Genomic DNA, 17,948 nt, shown 5'->3' on the forward strand with positions numbered 1-17,948 from the left:
CTTTAAGCCCCACCTGCGACAATCATGTCGCCTGCGTAACTTACCCTTATAAAAATCTATCTAATCGAAAAACGCAGCGAAGGCAGAAGTTTTCGGAATGGGAGGGCGGCCTTTCGCCGCCCCCCGTAAGATGCTTACTTCTTCTCGACGTGACCACCGAAACCAAAGCGCATGGCCGATAAAACTTTCTCGGCAAAATTATTGCCGGAGCGTGAGCGGAAGCGTGTGAAAAGCGACGCCGTGATCACGGGCGCGGGCACGGATTCCTCAATCGCGGCCTCAATTGTCCAGCGACCCTCACCTGAGTCAGCGACTTCACCGGAGAATTCCGAAAGGGAGCCGTTTTTCGCCAGAGCGTCAGCCGTCAGGTCAAGCAACCATGAGGAGACGACACTGCCTCGACGCCACACTTCAGCAATATCCGCCATGTTGAGGTCAAAGCGCTGGTCTTCCGGCAGAACGTCAGAGCTCTTGGACTGCATAATGTCGAAGCCCTCTGCGAAAGCCTGCATCATGCCGTACTCAATGCCGTTATGCACCATCTTGACGAAATGGCCGGAGCCTGCGGGCCCGCAATGCAGGTACCCTTCCTCAGCGCGAGGGTCGAGGCCGTCACGGTCACGCCCCGTTGTGGGCACAACATCGCCTTTACCCGGCGCCAGGGCCTTCAGGATGGGGTCGATATGGTCCGTTGAGTCCTTCGTGCCGCCGTACATCATGCAATAGCCGCGCTCAAGGCCCCAAACGCCGCCGGACGTGCCGACATCAACGTAATGGATGCCCTTCTCGGCCAGTTGCTTCGCACGGCGCAAATCGTCTTTGTAATAGGAATTGCCGCCATCAATAACGATGTCGTCTTTTCCGAGCAGCCCATGAAGTTCCTGCACGCAGGCTTCAGTAATGTCACCGGCAGGCAGCATCACCCAGACGATTTTACGCGCCGCCGTCAATTTGCTGACAAGATCCGACACGCTGCTCGCCGGCTTGCTACGGCCGGATTCAGCCCGCTCTGCCGTGCGGGACACAACTGCCTGATCACGATCGAAAAGGACGACGTCATGGCCGTGGCGCGTCAGACGCACCGCGATATTGCCGCCCATCCGGCCCAGACCAATTATACCAATTTGCATTATCTTAAACCTTCAAACACGTTACGAAAACGTGATTTCTCTTTGGAGAAACGGCCCGATGGAGGTCGGGCCGCATCCACATTACAACGCTTTGCTGATCGCCTCCGCGAGCGCCTTCAGACCGGCCTCCAGCGACCCACTTATATGGATACGCAAGGCACGACGGCCGCGTTCGGACAGCACGTCGAAATCACCACGTGCCTGCGCTGCCTTGACGACACCGAAAGTGAATTTCTCACCCGGCACGGGAAGATCAGCGTGATCCTCAGCCGTGATCTGCAGGAAGACACCGCTATCCGGACCGCCTTTATAAGCCTGCCCCGTCGAATGCAGGAAGCGGGGGCCAAACTCAGCAGCTGTCGCCACTTTAAGGTGATCACGCAGCGTCAGCCGCACATCCTGAATCCAGGCCCGCGTCTTTTCATCACGCGCGATATAGGCAAGCAAGCCGATATAATCGCCCGCTTTGACCCGACCGAAGAAGGCCTTGAGGATCGTCCCCACATCGTGCCCCGCCAAAGCTTTGGCGTTGGACGCATCCGCATAGAAGGCAAAAGCGCCATCTTTCGCGAAAGCTGTCTCATCCGGCAATTTGCCCGTCTCATTGAAAGCGTTTGTGAGCTTTTTCGTCTCAACCTTGCTGAATTCAACATCCGGTTGGTCAAACGGGTCAATGCCGAGCACGGAGCCCGCGACCGCCGTTGCAAACTCCCAATGGAAGAAAGCCTGCGCGACCGCCATTTTATCCGCGAGGTCGATGGTGATGACGGGGTGACCCGCCTCAGCAAGCGCCTTGATCGCCTTATCCTGCGCCGCCGAAGCCTTATCGCTTAAGCGGAGATAGGCAAAGACGCGATCCTTGCCGTAAACATCAGGGCCACCGAGCGTCTCGTCATCAATCGGCACGAGGCCCGTGCCCTTCTTGCCCGTTGACTCGGCGATGAGCTGCTCCAGCCAGGCACCAAGATCATAAATCTCCGGTGAAGCGATGATCGTGACTTTATCCTGCTTGTGGCGCGTTGCCGCGGCACCGAGGATGGCGCCAAGCTGGAAGGCCTCATTTTGCGCTGGCGGATTGCTCGCAGCGGCGGATTTGACAGCATGGAGCGCTGAACGCAGGAAGGCATTGACATCAAGCCCGCTCGCCGCCGCCGGAACCAGCCCGAAATTGGAGAGAACGGAGAAGCGCCCCCCAATCTGTTTTTCGCCGTAGAAGATCTTCCAGAAAAGATCTTTCTTCGCGACTTCCTCCATATGGGAGCCCGGATCGGTCACCGCGACGAAATGTGCGCCAGGCGCCTTGCCGAGAGCCTTCTCCGCCGCGGCGAAGAAATAGGCTTTCAGGATATTCGGCTCCAGCGTCCCACCGGATTTGGAGGACACAATGAACAATGTTTTCTTGAGATCAACCGCGTTTTCAAACGCTTTGATCTGCTGCGGGTCCGTGCTGTCAAGGACATGCAGTTTCGGGAAATTGGCGTGACGACCAAATGTCTCGGCGATCACTTCCGGCCCGAGGCTTGACCCGCCCATACCGAGGAGAAGCACATCGGTGAAACCACGTGCCCGCACATCATGCGCGAAAGCTTCAAGCTCCACCGCGTGGGCAAGACGCTCCTCAACAATATCGAGCCATTTGAGCCATTTTGCTTCTTCACCGCCTGTCCAGACAGACGGATCACGCGCCCAGAGCTTGCGAAGCTTGCCCGCTCTCCGCCAATCTTCGGTGATTTCCGCGACATCTTTTTTCAGCGCTTCAGGGAGTTGAACGGATTGTTTCAACACCTTATTGCCGAGCATCGCTTTCTGCTTCTGCGCAACAGCGCCGAGCAGCTTATCGAAAGCGTCACAGAAAGAGGCACAGCCTTCCGTCACGAGTGTTTCCGTCACCGCATCAAGGTTCAGGCCGAGACGCTTCTGCTCATCCATCACATGGCGAGCCGCTTCGACATCCTCCGTGAGGCTCGCACGCAATTTGCCATGGTCACGGAAAGCATCAAATGTGGCGGGCGGAATGGTATTGACCGTTTCCTTGCCAATCAGCTCATCAACGTAAAGCACGTCAGAATAAGCTTTGTCTTTCGTGCCTGTCGACGCCCAGAGCAGACGCTGTGGCTGCGCTCCCGCCGCGGCAAGCTTCTGCCAGCGCGATGATTTGATGACCTCAAGATAATGCTGATACGCCATTTTCGCATTGGCGATTGCCACTTTGCCGCGCAGCGCCTTGAGGGCTTCGGCATCCTTGTCGCCTTCTTTGACGCGACGATCGATTTCAGCGTCAATTTTGCCGTCAATCCGGCTGACGAAGAAGGACGCAACGCTGGCGATCTTATCGATCGACTCACCGCGCGCATGGCGGGTTTCGAGCCCTTTCAGATAGGCTTCCAGCACGTCCACATAAGCGGCGAAGGAGAAGAGCAGCGTGACATTGACGCTGATCCCTTCCGACGTCACCTGCTGAAAGGCAGGGACGCCCTCACGCGTGCCGGGGATTTTGATCATCAGATTTTCGCACCCGACCTCACGCCAGAGGCGGCGGGCTTCATCAGCGGTCGCGTCCGTCTCAAATGCAAGGTAAGGCGATACTTCGAGGCTGACATAGCCATCAAGGCCCTTGGTCGCTTCGAAAACTGGATGCATGACGTCGGCTGTCGCGCGAATATCCGTGATGGCGAGTTTTTCGTAAAGCTCTCCGGGGGAGAGGATCTCGTCAGCAAGCAATTCCTTGATCTGCGCGTCATAATCTGAGCCGTAGCCCATCGCTTTTTCAAAAATTGCAGGGTTTGACGTGACACCCTTAAGTCCATCTTCGTCAACGAGTTTTTTCAAGCTGCCGTCTGCGGTGAACGAACGCTGGATGAAATCAAGCCACGGAGATTGGCCAAAATCCGCCATCCCTCGCAATACATTTGCGACTTTCCCCGCGTTAGGCTTTTGTTCGACGCCCATGACGTCCTCCTCTCATCATACCATCACCTTGGCATCCACGGTTTCACCGCAGCGAAACAAGTTTCGGAACCGCAATGCAAGGCGTAACAAAAAATGAGGGCCTCGGCAGAAGACTGACGAGGCCCAAGCAAAGTCTTACTTCCGTTTAGACTGTTTAAGGGCAGCCTCGTAAACCTTTTCAGGCGTGAAGCCAAATTTGGTCAGCAGCGCGCTGAGCGGGGCTGAAGCGCCGAAGCTGTTCATGGCGATGATGTCGCCACCCAGCCCTGCATACCGGTCCCACCCGAAAGCAGCCGCCTGCTCGACCGCAACACGTCCCTTAACATCAGGGGGTAACACGCTGTCTTTATAAGCCTGATCCTGCTCTTCAAACAAGTCGAATGACGGGAAGGAGACGACGCGGGCCTTGACGCCCTCCGCAATCAGCTTCTCATAGACTTCAACAACCAGCCCCACTTCCGACCCGGACGCCATCAGGATCACATCCGGTTTCGACCCGCAACATGCCAGGACATAGGCACCCTTCGAGAGATTTTCCGCAGGCGCATATTTGCTGCGATCAATCGTCGGCAGGTTCTGACGGCTCAGGATCAGCACGGCCGGCTTCTCCGTCAGCGGCATGATTGTGCGCCAGGCTGCGTCCACCTCATTGGCATCGGCAGGCCGGATCGTCATCAGGCCCGGCGTTGCGCGCAACTGGGCGAGCTGCTCAATGGGCTGATGCGTCGGACCGTCTTCACCGACACCGATGGAGTCATGGGTGAAGATATAGATCACCGGCAGCTCCATAATGGCGGAGAGACGGATCGGCGCCTTCATATAATCAGAGAAGATCAGGAAGCCTGAGCAATAAGGACGAATGCCGGAGAGGGCGATACCATTGCAGATGGCGCCCATCGCATGTTCACGCACACCGAAATGCAGGTTGCGACCCGCATAGCTGCCATTCCATTGCGCTGGCTGGAAGCTCCCTGCCCCGTCAAATGTCAGGTTTGTCTTGGTGGAAGGGGAGAGATCAGCGGAACCGCCGATCATCCAGGGCACGTTTTTCGCGATGGCGTTGATGACCTTGCCGGAGCTGGCGCGTGAGGCAACACCTTTAGGATCCGCCTCCCATTTCGGGAGGTCTTTATCCCAATCTTTCGGCAGACGATGCTCAAAAATCGCCTTAAGCTGCTCAGCCTCGTCCGGATATTTCGCTGTATATTCAGCAAATTTCTTCGTCCAGGCGGCGTAGGCTTCTGCACCGCGCTTGCCAAGACCCTGCTTGAAATGGTCCTGCACGCCATCGGGCACATAGAAAGGCTCTGTCGACGGCCAGCCATAGGCTTTTTTGGCGCCGGCAATTTCTTCCGCACCGAGGGGCTCACCGTGAGCCGCCGCCGTGCCCGCCTTTTTCGGCGCGCCGTAACCAATGACCGTCTTGAGGATGATCAGGCTGGGGCGGTCCTTGACTTGGCGCGCAGCCTCAAGCGCCTTGCGGATGGCATTGACATCATTCGCGTCGCTGAGAGTCTGGACGTGCCATTTATAACCCTCGAAGCGTTTGCCCACATCTTCCGTGAACGCGATTTCCGTCGAGCCTTCGATGGAGATCTGGTTGCTGTCATAGAGCCAGATCAGATTGCCGAGGCCCAGATGACCGGCTGTTGAAGCCGCTTCGGAGGCCACACCCTCCATCATGTCACCATCGCCGCAGAACGTGTAGACGTAATGACTGAAGAGATCCTCAAAGCCGGGACGGCCATATGTCGCCTGAATATGTTTCTCGGCAATCGCCATACCAACGGAATTACCGCAGCCCTGCCCCAGCGGGCCGGTCGTGGTTTCAACGCCTGACGTGAAGCGATATTCCGGATGGCCCGGCGTTTTGGAATTGAGCTGACGGAACTGCTCAATATCCTTGACGGTCAAGGACGGGCGATCAACCACTTTGCCATGCGCGACATCACGAATGCCGGTCAGGAAGATGGTTGAATAAAGCAGGACAGAAGCATGGCCGATTGACAGGACGAAACGGTCCCGCGCAGGCCAGAGCGGTTGCTGGGGGTCGTATTTGAGTTCATGCTGCCAAAGGGCATACATTGCCGGGGCGAGTGCCATGGCCGTGCCGGGATGGCCGGAATTGGCTTTCTGGACGGCATCCATGGAGAGGGTTCGGATGGTGTTGATCGTCAGCTGCGCGATATCACCTGAACCGGCGCCGCCGGAGCCCGCCTGCGCGTTGTACGCGACTTGGTTACTTAAAGAACGCATCAAAAACTGACCTCCAATTTCTCTTCATCTCGTTGAACCGACAGACAGGACACAGCAATCGGCTCGACGCTGTAGCGCAGCGATATGGCGACTCCAACCCGACAGAAAATCACACATATTTTGCACAGAATTTTCAGATAGGGTTTTAGGACGCTTCGGCCGGAACGCAAGAGCGTGGCCTAAAAAAAACATATCTTCACTCAGCTCTCTAAGAGCGGCCCCGCGTCACAGCCGCTAACCTACGGTATAAAAAGTGGATTTTGCACTTAAACCGGAGCATTCATGACGGTTTCGTCACGAGATAAACATTTCGTGATTTTGTCCCGTCAAGACGGCTCAGAGCGAAATATAGTGCATTAAACGCAGTTTTAAAGGCTGGTCGTACCGGAAAAACCTTCGTAGTAAGGAAAATTGGTGCAAGATTTCCCATGAAACGCGTGATTGCGGGGTCACATGGCGCATCATTGACGCCGCAATTGACAATGATGAAACATGATGAACAGGGCAGCGCGATGCGCGAAAAAGATTCTGAAGGCCACTTGACTGACGAGCAGATTGCCGCGCTTTTTCTTGATGCTGCGCGTGAGGGTGACCTGAACACCATTAAACAATTCATCGATGCCGGTATGGAGATCGACGCAGCGGATAGTCGCGGACACACAGCATTGATCGTTGCGACGTATAAGAACCGTTACGATGCGGCGGCGCTTCTGCTGCATCATGGCGCCAGGGTGGATGCTGAAGACAGGAAAGGTGCGACTGCTTTAAGCGGGGTCGCCTTCAAGGGGCATGAGCGCGTGGCGCGCCTGCTGCTTGAGCATGGTGCAAAAATTGACCATCAAAACCATTTGGGTCGCACGCCTTTAATGTTCGCCCTGATGTTTGAGCGCCATGATATCGTCAAACTCCTCCTTGAACACGGCGCCGATCTCGACCTGAAAGATGTGGATGGCGTGTGCGCGCGCGACCTTGCCCATTCACGGGCTGAACTGACCCGGATAGACGGACGGGATTCCCGTTCGGGAACGCATCGGACGTAAAGTGATGAATCGTTATTGGAGCCCCCTCGTCCATAAACTGGATCCCTACATTCCGGGAGAACAGAGTCAGGAGGCGGATCTCGTCAAGCTCAACACGAATGAGCTTCCCTTCCCGCCGTCACCTGCCGCGCGCGATGCCCTGCGCGCCGCGTGTGACGATGATCTGCGCCTTTATCCTGACCCGACAGCCGCAGCTTTAAGGAAATCGATTGCCCGGCTTTGCGGGTGTGAATTGGACAATGTCTTTGTCGGAAACGGGTCGGATGAGGTATTGGGCCATGCTTTCAGAGCTTTGATGCAGGAGGATCGGCCCATCCTCTTCGCAGATGTCACTTACGGCTTTTACCCCGTTTACTGCCATTTATTCGGCCTGACCTATCAGCATATTCCGCTGACTGATCATTTCACAATCAACATCGATGACTATCTTGAGCGGCCCGCTGGCGGGATTGTCATCGCCAATCCGAACGCCAATACCGGCCTGGCCCTCCCCCGCCGGGAGATTGAGCGTCTTGTCCGCGCAAGGCGGGATTGTGTGGTGCTGATTGATGAGGCCTATGTCGATTTCGGGGCAGAGAGCGCCGCGCGCCTCGTCAGCGATCACCCTAATCTCATCGTCGTGCAGACTTTGTCCAAAAGTCGGGGACTTGCCGGGCTGCGTGTCGGCTTCGCCCTGGCGCACCCGAAGCTGGTTGAAGGATTGACCCGCGTCAAAGACAGCTTCAACTCCTACCCACTCTCCCGCATCGCGCAATCCGGCGCCATTGCCGCCATTGAGGACACAGTATGGCTGGAGGAGACTGTGCACCGGATAAAGCAATTGCGGGAGGATCTGACCCACGCGCTGGAGGCGCGGGGGTTCACGATCCTGCCGTCTCAGGCGAATTTCATCGCGGCGCGCCACACGAATATACGCGCCGATGAATTGACGCGGCATCTGAGGAAAGAAAATATTCTGGTGCGTCATATGGAGACGCAACGTATAGCTGATTGGGTCCGCATCACCATTGGCTCAGAAGCACAGCATCAACGCCTTCTGACGGCCCTCGACCGACTTCTTCAGACTGGCTGAAAGTTTCTCAACGCAGGTAGGGTCAGGCTGTGAAGCGGAAGGTGATCGCCTGTAATATCAGACAGATTGCGGGAGGCGTGAAGGCGTCACCTGACGTTCAACCTCCGCCTCCTCCACAGCGGCAGAAGCTGTTTCGAGGGCCGTGAGGGCGTAAAGCATGTCAATCCGCGCCCGGCCCTCAAGACGTCGCGCCTCTGACACAGCCCGGCGCGCCTGCGGAAGCCAGCTCATAAATTGCTCAACTTCAACATCATCCATGGAAAGCGCGAGGACTTCATATTCTTCCTCATAGATCGCACGCTCTACGCGCGTGCGTTCAGAGCGGAGCCTTTCCTCCTGCTCACACGCGGCCAGTGCGTTTGAGCGCGCCAGATTACGCTCGCTCTTTCGCAAGATGCTGAGCTGCCGGAGGGAGATCTCCTCCGACGGCATGTCATATATAGAATGCATCGTCACCTAAGTCCGATTCCTCGCTGAACAATGTTCCCGCTTCGTTATCCGACGCTGCAAGTTATCCGAAAAGATTATTTTTAAAAACTTCTTTCTTAATCCGGACCTTTATAACGTCCAAAACGTTAAGCTAAACTGAACGGGCTGATATTGTCGCCCTTTCAAATCTTAGCGTAACGTGCTCATTCTGCAACACTAAGTTGAAGTTTAGTAAAAGTTTCAACCTATTTTTTGTTGTTAATCAATGGTTTCCCTCGGAAATTTACGTTCTCCTTAACTATTACTTAGCAATGGGAAAAACTTTTTCACATTGAAGGCGTAATTGACTTGTCCTTATCAACCCTAGGTAGTAATAAAAATTCATCAGATGTGGAGAATGAAAACATGCGCCTCCTTCTAGTCGAAAATGATTGTGGCGAGAGTGTTTCAGCGCTGAAGACCCTTCACCAAGGCGGGTTTACCGTGGACCACGCGGGGAGCGGTTTCGACGCGATTGAAATGCTACAACATTATGATTATGACCTCGCCATCGTTGATCTCTCGATCGATGACCTTGACGGTTGCGATGTCATACGCCGTGTCCGCCGCGCACGCGTTGAAACGCCGATTATCGTGACGTCGCAGGGCAGTTCCGCCCGGGATAAGATTGCGACATTCAATGCCGGTGCGGATGATTTTATCGAACGACCTTATGATGATGAAGAGTTGATCGCACGTCTCCATGCGGTCGCAAGACGGTCGCGCGGTTTCAGCACGGCTGTCATTACCCTGGGTAATCTGACCATTGACCTTAACGCCAAGAGCGCTTTTGCTTCCGGCGTTTCCATTCCGCTTACTGGTAAAGAATACGCGATCTTAGAGCTTCTTGTGCTTCGGCGCGGCACGATCCTCACCAAGGATGCTTTCCTCAATCACCTTTATGGCGGACGTGATGAGCCTGAGATGAAGATTATCGACGTCTTCATCTGTAAGCTGCGTCGCAAATTGCAGGAACACGGTATTGATAATCTCATCGGCACTGTCTGGGGACGCGGCTACGTGCTGAGGGAGGAATTCCAACCTGTTTCCCGCGTCACAAACCCGCAACACTCGTCGCTCATCAACGCCTAGGACATAGCGACCATTTGCGAAGGTAAAGCGCACGGCCCCGGAAGGCGTCTCTTTGATTGAGGCGTTTCCGGGGTCAATTCATATGGGCCCCATTTTTAGACAGGCCAAGTTTACTTTATCGGCGACGATAATCTGGCGACCGATTCAACAGCCTCTGTCAGTGCATCCGCGACGCTTGCGACAAGCTGCCCGTCATCCGCCTCCACCATGATGCGGATCAGCGGCTCCGTGCCACTGGCGCGCAATAACACACGCCCGCGATCCTGCAACTGACTTTCCGCATGGCGTTGCGCGTCGATGACGCAATCTGCCTGGAGCGGATTCCCCTCGCTGAAACGAATGCTGCGCAGCGTTTGCGGGAAAGGCGTAAACATGCGGCAAGCCTCGCTCGCTGGTTTTTTTGTTTCAACAAGCACAGCCAGCACCTGAAGCGCGGCGACAAGACCGTCCCCCGTTGTGCCGTAATCGGACAGCACCATATGCCCCGATTGTTCCCCGCCGATCTGACTGCCCAAAGACCGCATGCGCTCCACAACGTAGCGGTCACCCACCGCGGTGCGGTGTAACTCTAGCCCCTGCCCCTGCAGAAAACGCTCCAGCCCGAGATTGGACATCACCGTCGCGACGACATTATTGGACCGAAGAAGCCCCGCATTCTGCCAATGGGATGCGATCAAGGCGAGGACCTGATCACCATCGACGGTCTCACCCCTTTCATCAATGATGATGAGGCGGTCCGCATCCCCATCCAGCGCGATGCCTATATCCGCCCTCTCCTGCAAAACGGCTTCACGCAATCTTTGCGGCGCGGTCGAGCCGCAGCGATGATTGATGTTGGTGCCGTTAGGTGAACAGCCGATTTTAACGACATCCGCGCCCAGTTCCCACAATGCTGTGGGGCCGACCCGGTAGGCCGCGCCATTTGCGCAGTCGAGGACGATCTTCAATCCGTCCAGGCGGCATCGATTGGGAAGCGACGTTTTCGCGCTTTCAATATAACGTCCGGCAGCGTCATTGAGGCGCGAGGCGCGGCCGACATCCTGGGGTGGCGCGAGATAATCCGAGAGATCCTGCGCCATAAGCGCTTCAATTCTGGCCTCATCCTCGTCCGACAATTTGTAGCCGTCCGGACCGAATAATTTGATGCCATTATCCCCGAAATGATTATGGGAGGCCGAAATCATAACGCCCAGATCCGCCCGCAGCGACCGCGTCAGCATGGCGATGGCCGGGGTCGGCAGCGGGCCTACCAAAGTGACGTCCATCCCGGCGGAAAGAAAACCGGAGACGAGGGCGTTCTCAAGCATGTAACCGGAGAGGCGGGTATCTTTACCTAAAACGACACGATGTCGGTGATCACCCCGGCGAAAAAATATCCCCGCGGCCTGGCCAAGCTTTTGCGCGATATCGATCGTCATGGGGAAACAATTGGCGAGCCCCCGAATGCCATCTGTACCGAAGAGGCGGCGCGTGGACGAAGCTTTGGACATTGACACTGCCTTGTTACAAACAAAATGTCTCAGGCTTTGCGGCCTGACTGAAACTTAAAGAAAAAGGGCCGAAGCCCTCTTTCTTTATCCGTGCTGCGGAGACGCCGCACCCGCCAAGGGACCTGTCCCCCAACCCGTATTAACGGTCGGCACGGAGGCCCGTCGATTCTCCGGCCCATCATCCGAAATATCGGCCCGCTCAATCGGCTGCCCTTTTAAAAGCTGGCTGATCTCATCACCTGTCAGGGTTTCAAATTCCAACAGGGCTTTCGCCAAACGATGCAGGTCGTCTATGTGTTCCAATAAAAGACTGTGAGCGCGTCGATAAGCGTGGTCCACAATATCGCGCACTTCCCGATCAATTTCCTGCGCTGTCGCCTCTGAAACAGATTTATTTTGCGTGACGGAATGCCCAAGAAACACCTCCTGCCCGTTATCACCATAGGCAATCGTGCCGAGCTTCTCGCTCATACCCCATTCCGTCACCATACGGCGGGCCTGATCGGTCGCCATCTTGATGTCGCTTGAGGCACCCGTGCAGATATTCTCCTTACCGAAAATGATCTCTTCCGCCGCGCGACCGCCCATGGCCAGAACCAGCTCAGCAAGGCATTTGCTTTTTGTTTTTGAATAAGCGTCGCCTTCAGGAAGGCTCATGACAAGGCCAAGAGCACGCCCGCGTGGGATGATCGTCGCTTTATGCACCGGGTCACAACCCGGCGTCAGCATGGCGCAAAGGGCGTGGCCGCCTTCATGATAGGCGGTAAGACGCCGGTCCTCCTCACTCATCACCATAGAACGCCTTTCCGCGCCCATCAGCACCTTGTCTTTCGCGGCCTCAATATCCCGCATATTGACGGATCGCTTGCCAAGACGCGCCGCCATCAGCGCCGCTTCATTGACGAGATTAGCGAGGTCCGCGCCGGAGAAACCGGGCGTACCGCGGGCAATCACGCGTGGGTCAACATCATTACCGAGAGACACTTTACGCATATGAACACGCAGGATGCGCTCCCGACCCGTGACATCCGGATTGGGCACAACCACCTGACGATCAAAACGCCCCGGACGCAGCAAAGCCGGGTCAAGCACGTCCGGCCGGTTTGTCGCGGCAATCAGGATCACACCCTCATTGCTTTCGAAACCATCCATCTCTACCAGCATCTGGTTGAGTGTCTGTTCCCGCTCATCATTTCCGCCGCCCAGTCCGGCACCGCGGTGACGCCCGACCGCGTCGATCTCATCAATAAAGATGATACAGGGCGCTGATTTTTTGCCCTGCTCAAACATATCCCGCACGCGGGACGCGCCGACACCGACGAACATTTCCACGAAGTCGGAACCGGAAATACTGAAGAACGGCACATTGGCCTCACCCGCAATGGCGCGTGCCAGCAGCGTTTTACCCGTGCCTGGCGGGCCAACAAGCAATGCGCCTTTCGGGATCTTACCCCCGAGACGGGTGAATTTCTGCGGGTCTTTGAGGAAATCGACGATTTCCTCCAACTCACTTTTCGCCTCATCAATCCCGGCAACGTCGCTGAAAGTGACTTTCCCCTGCTTCTCACTCAGCAGGCGCGCGCGCGAGCGCCCGAAGCTCATCGCCTTGCCATTCCCCATCTGCATCTGACGGAGAAACAAAATGACAATACCGACCATCAGGATAATGGGGAGGTAATTTGCAATGGCCCTTAAGACGGGGCTTCCCTCCGGCTCAGGCGGCTTGGCATTGACCTCAACACCTTTAGACGTCAGTCGCGAGACGAGGGTCGGGTCAATCGGCGCATAAGTCTGGAAAGCGACGCCGTCCTTCAATTTGCCGGTAATGTCCTGATCCCGGATCGTGACGGACCTGACCTGACCCTTATCAACGTCATGGACGAAGTCGGAATAGGCAAGCTGCTGCGTTACAGCGTGCTCGTCATGCGGTTGGAAAGCGACGAAGACCATGACGATCGCAACGATGATCGCTATCCAGACCAGAAGACTACGCCCTAGGTTATTCATAAGATTCTCTACCAAAATACAGCCCGGCTCGGGCGTGGTCGCATATGACGGATTGTCGAACAGATAAGAGGTAAACTCAACCGCGTGAAGATAACATAAGCATGAGCACGCGTGTTACCAACCCCGCCCAAGGACGCTTTGTCGTTAAAAAACAGGTTCATCCCATGATCAAACCATTAATATCCCGTCTCACAGCTTGAAGATGAGGGTTCAGGCGCCATATCGCACCATAAGGAAGCATCGGTCACGGGTGCGCGGCGCCACGCCGTAAAGCGGAGATGCGCCACCGCCACATCCCTGCAGAACCCGAAATGCGGGACGGCAATAAGTCGATCATCGCGCCAGATGGCGGGCAGTGCCATAAGATAGCGTGAAGGCAGGTCCCGCGTCTTGAATTGCGAGGCGGCCCTGCCAAGACGGCGGATGGTAATACCTGGCACGGCGCGTCCCTGGAGGCGCCATCGTCGGTCCCAGATGAGACCTTCCGCCCGCGCAACATCGTTGATGTCAATCATCTGCGCGGCCGCATCCGGCTCCCGGACAAGGCACCATCCCCGCGTCACGCCCGCAATTCGGCGTTGAAAAAACCATACGCCGCCCAATGTGGCGTCCTGCGCGGCTGCCCGGAGCTGCGCCAGACGTCGCTGGGAGGGTGCCCAATCCGCGCCGGAAACAGCCTGACAGAGAGGCGACAATATTTCAGGCGGTGGCAGTTCCCCATTGATGCGGACGAAGCCGAAAGGATGCGGCGTGAGTTGCCCGCAATAAGCGGCCAGAGACGTTTCGGCCGCCTGCCGCAAAGCGGCGTGACGGCGCGTCTCACTCAGCGCGACGTCAATGTCCTGCGCCGACAGGGCTTGCCGGATCGCAACACGACGAAACTGCGCGTTGCGATTTGACGGGTCTTCGATCCATCTCAGACCTTCCGCATCAAGGGTTGCCCTTGATCGCTGGGGCGGAATGTCACGTAACGGCCGAATGATCCGGACGTCAGGCGTGAAGCGGGCAGCCGCCATGCCGGCGAGGCCGAACGCGCCGCTCTGTTTTTCCTTTCTCAGAAAATAAGTCTCCGCCTGATCGCGGCGGTGATGCGCCACGAGAAGATCCATCACGCCATGCTGACGACACCATTCTGTCAGGATGTCATATCGCGCCGCGCGCGCGCGCGCCTGCATGCCACGCATTTTCGACAGATGGGTAAGGCGAAGAATATGGGCTTCCATCCCAAGACGAGTCAGAATCCGCCGCGTTTCCTGTGCTTCCTGCGCGGCTTCGGGACGCAACCCGTGATCAACGATCAGGGCGACACTCCTCTTACGCCAGCGATGCGCCAGAAAGCCTAGGCAAAGACTATCCGCACCGCCGGAAACCGCGACAGCAACACGGTAACGGGTCTCATCCGCAGGGAACGGCCCGTAAGGCGACATCAGTCCCGCGAATTCATCTTCATGAACCGGCAAAAACTGTCTCAGCCGCAATGCGCCCGTCGGAAGAACGAATTATAGGCCTTGCGAATGCGCGCCGACATATCCGGGAAATCATGTTTTAACTTCCCTAAAGCTTCACACGCATCCTTGTGTCGGTCTAGAGCCAGCATAGAGGCCGAAACACCAAGGAGGGATTCCTGCGCGGAAACCGCGCGGGGCGCGGCCTTGTACGCGTCAAAATAAGCCAGTGCCGAACCCTTAAAATTTTTCTGCCCGGCAAGAGATTGCGCAAGGAGGAAGCGTGCATCGACTTTCGTCTTTGTATCACGCGCCGCTTTGATGGCCGCCTGCGCCTTCGCCTGGCTGACATCAAAATTGCGCGCTGAGAGCGCCGCTTTGCCCTGCTTGATGAGGTCTGCGGGGGAAGCCGCTTTGGCGCTCTCCGTCTTTTCCTGAGGTGCCGCCGCCATGTCGTTATTTTTAGTCGCCGTGCCTGAACCCGCGCCCGCATTGAACTGCGCGTCATCCAGTTTCTTATTAAGCGCCTCGGATTGGGTTTTGACCTGATTGCTCAATTGGTCAACATCACCACGTAATTCCCGTTGTGACGCTTCCAGAGCGGCCACGCGCTGCAGTAGCTGCGCGACGAGATCGCGCGTCCCGCCCTCATCCTCCGAACGCGCATTAAGCGGCGAGGCGGAAAGGAAGATCGCGAGACCAAGTCCGGTGATACAGAAAAGTCGGGTCAGCCGATAAGCGTTGTGATGTCGCAATTTGTCTCTCCACGCCGTATGATGCGAGGATCAATGCAGCCTGCAGGTAAGTTTATAGTCGGCCCGACCTGGGACCGCGCCGACTATACTCGTTAAATGATAAAAAGCCCGCCCGCAACCAAAGCTTTCACCCGGATTGCGGTCAGCGCGTTTTTACTGAACAGAGGTAATTGAATTGCGGTTTTGCGACCACGCTTCCTCATTATCGCCCTGCGCTGTGGGACGATCCTTACCGTAGGAGATTGTGGTGATGCGCGACGCACTCACGCCTTTAGCCACGAGGTAATCCCGCGCGGCATTGGCGCGACGCTGGCCGAGAGCGATATTATATTCCTCCGTCCCGCGATCATCACAATTTCCGGCGAGTTGCACGGTCACTTGCGGGTAACGCCCCAGCCATTCCGCCTGCTTATCAAGCGTTGCCTGCGCGTCGCTGGAAAGCTCATTGCGATTGAGCGCGAAATAAACCCGGTCCCCGACATTGGCGACGAGATCGGCTTCGCTACCGGGCGTCACGCCCGTTTCCTGTGCGACGGCGCCATTGCCATCGGTAGAACCGGTATTGCTTGGCTTACCGGAACATGCGGTCAAAGCAAGCGCGATACCGACACAGCTTAAGAGTTTGAAATTCATAATATGCCATCCTGAAAGGCCGGCCTGATTTCAGGTCCGAACCAGATAAACGGATCGACTACTAGGATGAGGGATGAATTCAAACCCCATCGCGCAGCGTATTTTGGACAAAAAGCGTCCAATTCTTCCATAATCAAACTTCCCGGAGGCGGTCAAGTTCCCACGGAACCACCTGAGAAACCTTAATGACGTAAGTGGCGGGATCCTTGGGAAATCGGCCGCATTATGTTTTAAAATCTTAACCGTTATAAGGTGACCAGGCCGGGTCAGACGCACCCGTGCGCGTCGGAATCGTCCGACCATGGAAACCGGTGATATCAATCGTGTCGATCATCGTTGAAAAACCCGCGCCGCGATGTCCGGCCCGTGTCTGACGGCAATAAGCCAGCACGCGCCCATTCGGGCAGAATGTGGGACTTTCAACCGTGAAACCCTCTGTCAGGATGCGTTCCCCCCCGCCATCCGGCCCCATGACGCCCAGAGAGAAACTGCCATTGGCAATACGGCTGAAGGCGATCACATCCCCGCGCGGAGACCAGACGGGGGAGCCATAACTGCCCTGACCGTAAGAGATGCGCCGTGCATTACCGCCAGATGCGCTCATGATATAAAGCTGAGGCGACCCGCCGCGATCCGAGTTGAAGACGATCTGCGTGCCATCAGGGCTGAAACAGGGGCTCGTATCAATCGCGCCGGAACTGGTCATCTGCCGTTTCGCGCCGGAAGCGAGATCAACCACCCATATGTCGGAACCGCCCGCCCGCGTGGCAGACAGCACAACCTGCTGACCATCGGGAGAAAAACGAGGCGCAAAGGAGATGCCGTGAAATTCACCGAGCAACCGCTGCTGCGCCGATTTAATGTCGAAGAGATACACACGTGGGCGATTATTCGCGTAAGACATAAAAGCGAGGCGGTCCTGACGCGGGTCAAATCGCGGCGTGAGCGTCAACCATCGTCCTTGGGTCAGGATGTGCGCATTTTCCCCATCCTGATCCATAATGGCCAGCCGCGTCGTCAGCTGACGCCCCGGACCCGTGCGGGAAATATATGCGATGCGCGTGTCGAAATAGCCTTTCTCACCCACCAGGCGCTCATAAATGACATCAGCAATAATGTGCGCGATGCGACGCCAGTTCGCCCGATTGGCGGAATAACGCGTGCCCTGGATTTGCCCACCGGTCAGGACGTCCCAGAGACGCATTTCAACCTGCACATCGCCACTTCCCAATACATTGCCACTGACGGCGGCGCGCGCACCCTGGCTTTTCAGCATTTCAAAGTCAGGTGCGCCCGGCGATGAGGCCAGCACCTTGAAAAGCCCCGTATTGCCAAGATCCGCGGCGATGACCTCGCTGATCTGCGCACCCAGACCGGGCCCGAAGCTCGGAATGCCAATGGGGATCGGGGCGGCGCGGGCCTGATCAACCGTGATGGCCGCGCCCGACTGGCCAGAACCCTGCGCAAAACCGAAACGGGGTGAGAGGGCGGAGAGGCCGATCGCGGCCACACCCATGCCAAGAGCAGTCCGACGAGAGAGGAGGAACTGGCGCAGGCTTTCAGCCTCGTCATCAAGAATGAACCTATCAGTGCTACGCATATCAAGCTCCT

The 17,948-nt window shown here is 56.5% G+C and carries 13 protein-coding genes; 3 read left to right on the forward strand and 10 right to left on the reverse strand.

Annotated features, from left to right (window positions below):
• Nucleotides 1-134: 134 nt before the first annotated feature.
• The 3 genes from gnd to tkt all read right to left on the reverse strand — a co-directional run bounded on the left by gnd (nucleotide 135) and on the right by tkt (nucleotide 6,335).
• Nucleotides 135-1,130: a phosphogluconate dehydrogenase (NAD(+)-dependent, decarboxylating) gene (gene gnd / locus N5W20_RS05105; RefSeq protein ID WP_319806094.1), complete on the reverse strand. Its 996-nt coding sequence runs from the start codon at nucleotides 1,128-1,130 to the stop codon at nucleotides 135-137.
• 81 nt (nucleotides 1,131-1,211) lie between these two features.
• The gene (locus N5W20_RS05110; protein WP_319806095.1) at nucleotides 1,212-4,079 is read right to left on the reverse strand and encodes a bifunctional transaldolase/phosoglucose isomerase; all 2,868 of its coding nucleotides are present in this window, start codon (nucleotides 4,077-4,079) and stop codon (nucleotides 1,212-1,214) included.
• A gap of 135 nt (nucleotides 4,080-4,214) precedes the next feature.
• A complete protein-coding gene (gene tkt, locus N5W20_RS05115; protein WP_408869436.1) occupies nucleotides 4,215-6,335 on the reverse strand; it encodes a transketolase in 2,121 nt (706 codons plus the stop codon).
• Nucleotides 6,336-6,763: 428 nt separating this feature from the next.
• Here tkt and N5W20_RS05120 point away from each other — a divergent pair, with 428 nt between their 5' ends.
• Both N5W20_RS05120 and hisC read left to right on the forward strand, forming a co-directional pair.
• Nucleotides 6,764-7,375 (forward strand): ankyrin repeat domain-containing protein, encoded by a 612-nt coding sequence (locus N5W20_RS05120; RefSeq protein WP_319806096.1) that lies wholly within the window; start codon nucleotides 6,764-6,766, stop codon nucleotides 7,373-7,375.
• A gap of 4 nt (nucleotides 7,376-7,379) precedes the next feature.
• The gene (gene hisC / locus N5W20_RS05125) at nucleotides 7,380-8,447 is read left to right on the forward strand and encodes a histidinol-phosphate transaminase (RefSeq protein ID WP_319806097.1); all 1,068 of its coding nucleotides are present in this window, start codon (nucleotides 7,380-7,382) and stop codon (nucleotides 8,445-8,447) included.
• Between the two features lie 57 nt (nucleotides 8,448-8,504).
• On the opposite strand, the gene N5W20_RS05130 is transcribed toward hisC, so the two are convergent.
• Nucleotides 8,505-8,903 (reverse strand): hypothetical protein, encoded by a 399-nt coding sequence (locus N5W20_RS05130; RefSeq protein ID WP_319806098.1) that lies wholly within the window; start codon nucleotides 8,901-8,903, stop codon nucleotides 8,505-8,507.
• A 378-nt stretch (nucleotides 8,904-9,281) separates the two neighbouring features.
• Between N5W20_RS05130 and N5W20_RS05135 the strand changes: the two genes are divergently transcribed.
• Nucleotides 9,282-10,007, forward strand: coding sequence for a response regulator transcription factor (locus tag N5W20_RS05135; RefSeq protein WP_319806099.1), 726 nt, complete (start codon nucleotides 9,282-9,284; stop codon nucleotides 10,005-10,007).
• 110 nt (nucleotides 10,008-10,117) lie between these two features.
• Here the strand turns inward: N5W20_RS05135 and glmM are convergent, their stop codons facing one another.
• From glmM to tolB, 6 genes are all read right to left on the reverse strand, one after another.
• On the reverse strand, nucleotides 10,118-11,497 hold the full coding sequence (gene glmM / locus N5W20_RS05140) for a phosphoglucosamine mutase (protein WP_319806100.1): 1,380 nt from the start codon (nucleotides 11,495-11,497) through the stop codon (nucleotides 10,118-10,120).
• Between the two features lie 84 nt (nucleotides 11,498-11,581).
• On the reverse strand, nucleotides 11,582-13,504 hold the full coding sequence (ftsH, locus tag N5W20_RS05145; protein WP_319806101.1) for an ATP-dependent zinc metalloprotease FtsH: 1,923 nt from the start codon (nucleotides 13,502-13,504) through the stop codon (nucleotides 11,582-11,584).
• Nucleotides 13,505-13,680: 176 nt separating this feature from the next.
• Complete coding sequence (gene tilS, locus N5W20_RS05150) at nucleotides 13,681-14,964, reverse strand: tRNA lysidine(34) synthetase TilS (protein WP_319806102.1); 1,284 nt, start codon at nucleotides 14,962-14,964, stop codon at nucleotides 13,681-13,683.
• Nucleotides 14,965-14,972: 8 nt separating this feature from the next.
• The gene (locus N5W20_RS05155) at nucleotides 14,973-15,704 is read right to left on the reverse strand and encodes a tetratricopeptide repeat protein (protein WP_319806103.1); all 732 of its coding nucleotides are present in this window, start codon (nucleotides 15,702-15,704) and stop codon (nucleotides 14,973-14,975) included.
• 153 nt (nucleotides 15,705-15,857) lie between these two features.
• The gene (pal, locus tag N5W20_RS05160) at nucleotides 15,858-16,337 is read right to left on the reverse strand and encodes a peptidoglycan-associated lipoprotein Pal (RefSeq protein WP_319806104.1); all 480 of its coding nucleotides are present in this window, start codon (nucleotides 16,335-16,337) and stop codon (nucleotides 15,858-15,860) included.
• A 238-nt stretch (nucleotides 16,338-16,575) separates the two neighbouring features.
• Nucleotides 16,576-17,937, reverse strand: coding sequence for a Tol-Pal system beta propeller repeat protein TolB (gene tolB / locus N5W20_RS05165; RefSeq protein WP_319806105.1), 1,362 nt, complete (start codon nucleotides 17,935-17,937; stop codon nucleotides 16,576-16,578).
• Nucleotides 17,938-17,948: the final 11 nt, after the last annotated feature.

It is taken from the genome of Candidatus Kirkpatrickella diaphorinae, assembly GCF_025736875.1.
In the GTDB taxonomy this organism is placed as follows: Bacteria; Pseudomonadota; Alphaproteobacteria; order Acetobacterales; family Acetobacteraceae; genus Sorlinia; species Sorlinia diaphorinae.

What these genes read in the sequence shown, in the direction of transcription:
- gnd (WP_319806094.1), bottom strand. Translation starts at nt 1,130, where the DNA reads ATGCAAATTGGTATAATTGGTCTGGGCCGGATGGGCGGCAATATCGCG.
- N5W20_RS05110 (WP_319806095.1), bottom strand. Translation starts at nt 4,079, where the DNA reads ATGGGCGTCGAACAAAAGCCTAACGCGGGGAAAGTCGCAAATGTATTG.
- tkt (WP_408869436.1), bottom strand. Translation starts at nt 6,335, where the DNA reads ATGCGTTCTTTAAGTAACCAAGTCGCGTACAACGCGCAGGCGGGCTCC.
- N5W20_RS05120 (WP_319806096.1), top strand. Translation starts at nt 6,764, where the DNA reads ATGAAACGCGTGATTGCGGGGTCACATGGCGCATCATTGACGCCGCAA.
- hisC (WP_319806097.1), top strand. Translation starts at nt 7,380, where the DNA reads ATGAATCGTTATTGGAGCCCCCTCGTCCATAAACTGGATCCCTACATT.
- N5W20_RS05135 (WP_319806099.1), top strand. Translation starts at nt 9,282, where the DNA reads ATGCGCCTCCTTCTAGTCGAAAATGATTGTGGCGAGAGTGTTTCAGCG.
- glmM (WP_319806100.1), bottom strand. Translation starts at nt 11,497, where the DNA reads ATGTCCAAAGCTTCGTCCACGCGCCGCCTCTTCGGTACAGATGGCATT.
- ftsH (WP_319806101.1), bottom strand. Translation starts at nt 13,504, where the DNA reads ATGAATAACCTAGGGCGTAGTCTTCTGGTCTGGATAGCGATCATCGTT.
- pal (WP_319806104.1), bottom strand. Translation starts at nt 16,337, where the DNA reads ATGAATTTCAAACTCTTAAGCTGTGTCGGTATCGCGCTTGCTTTGACC.
- tolB (WP_319806105.1), bottom strand. Translation starts at nt 17,937, where the DNA reads ATGCGTAGCACTGATAGGTTCATTCTTGATGACGAGGCTGAAAGCCTG.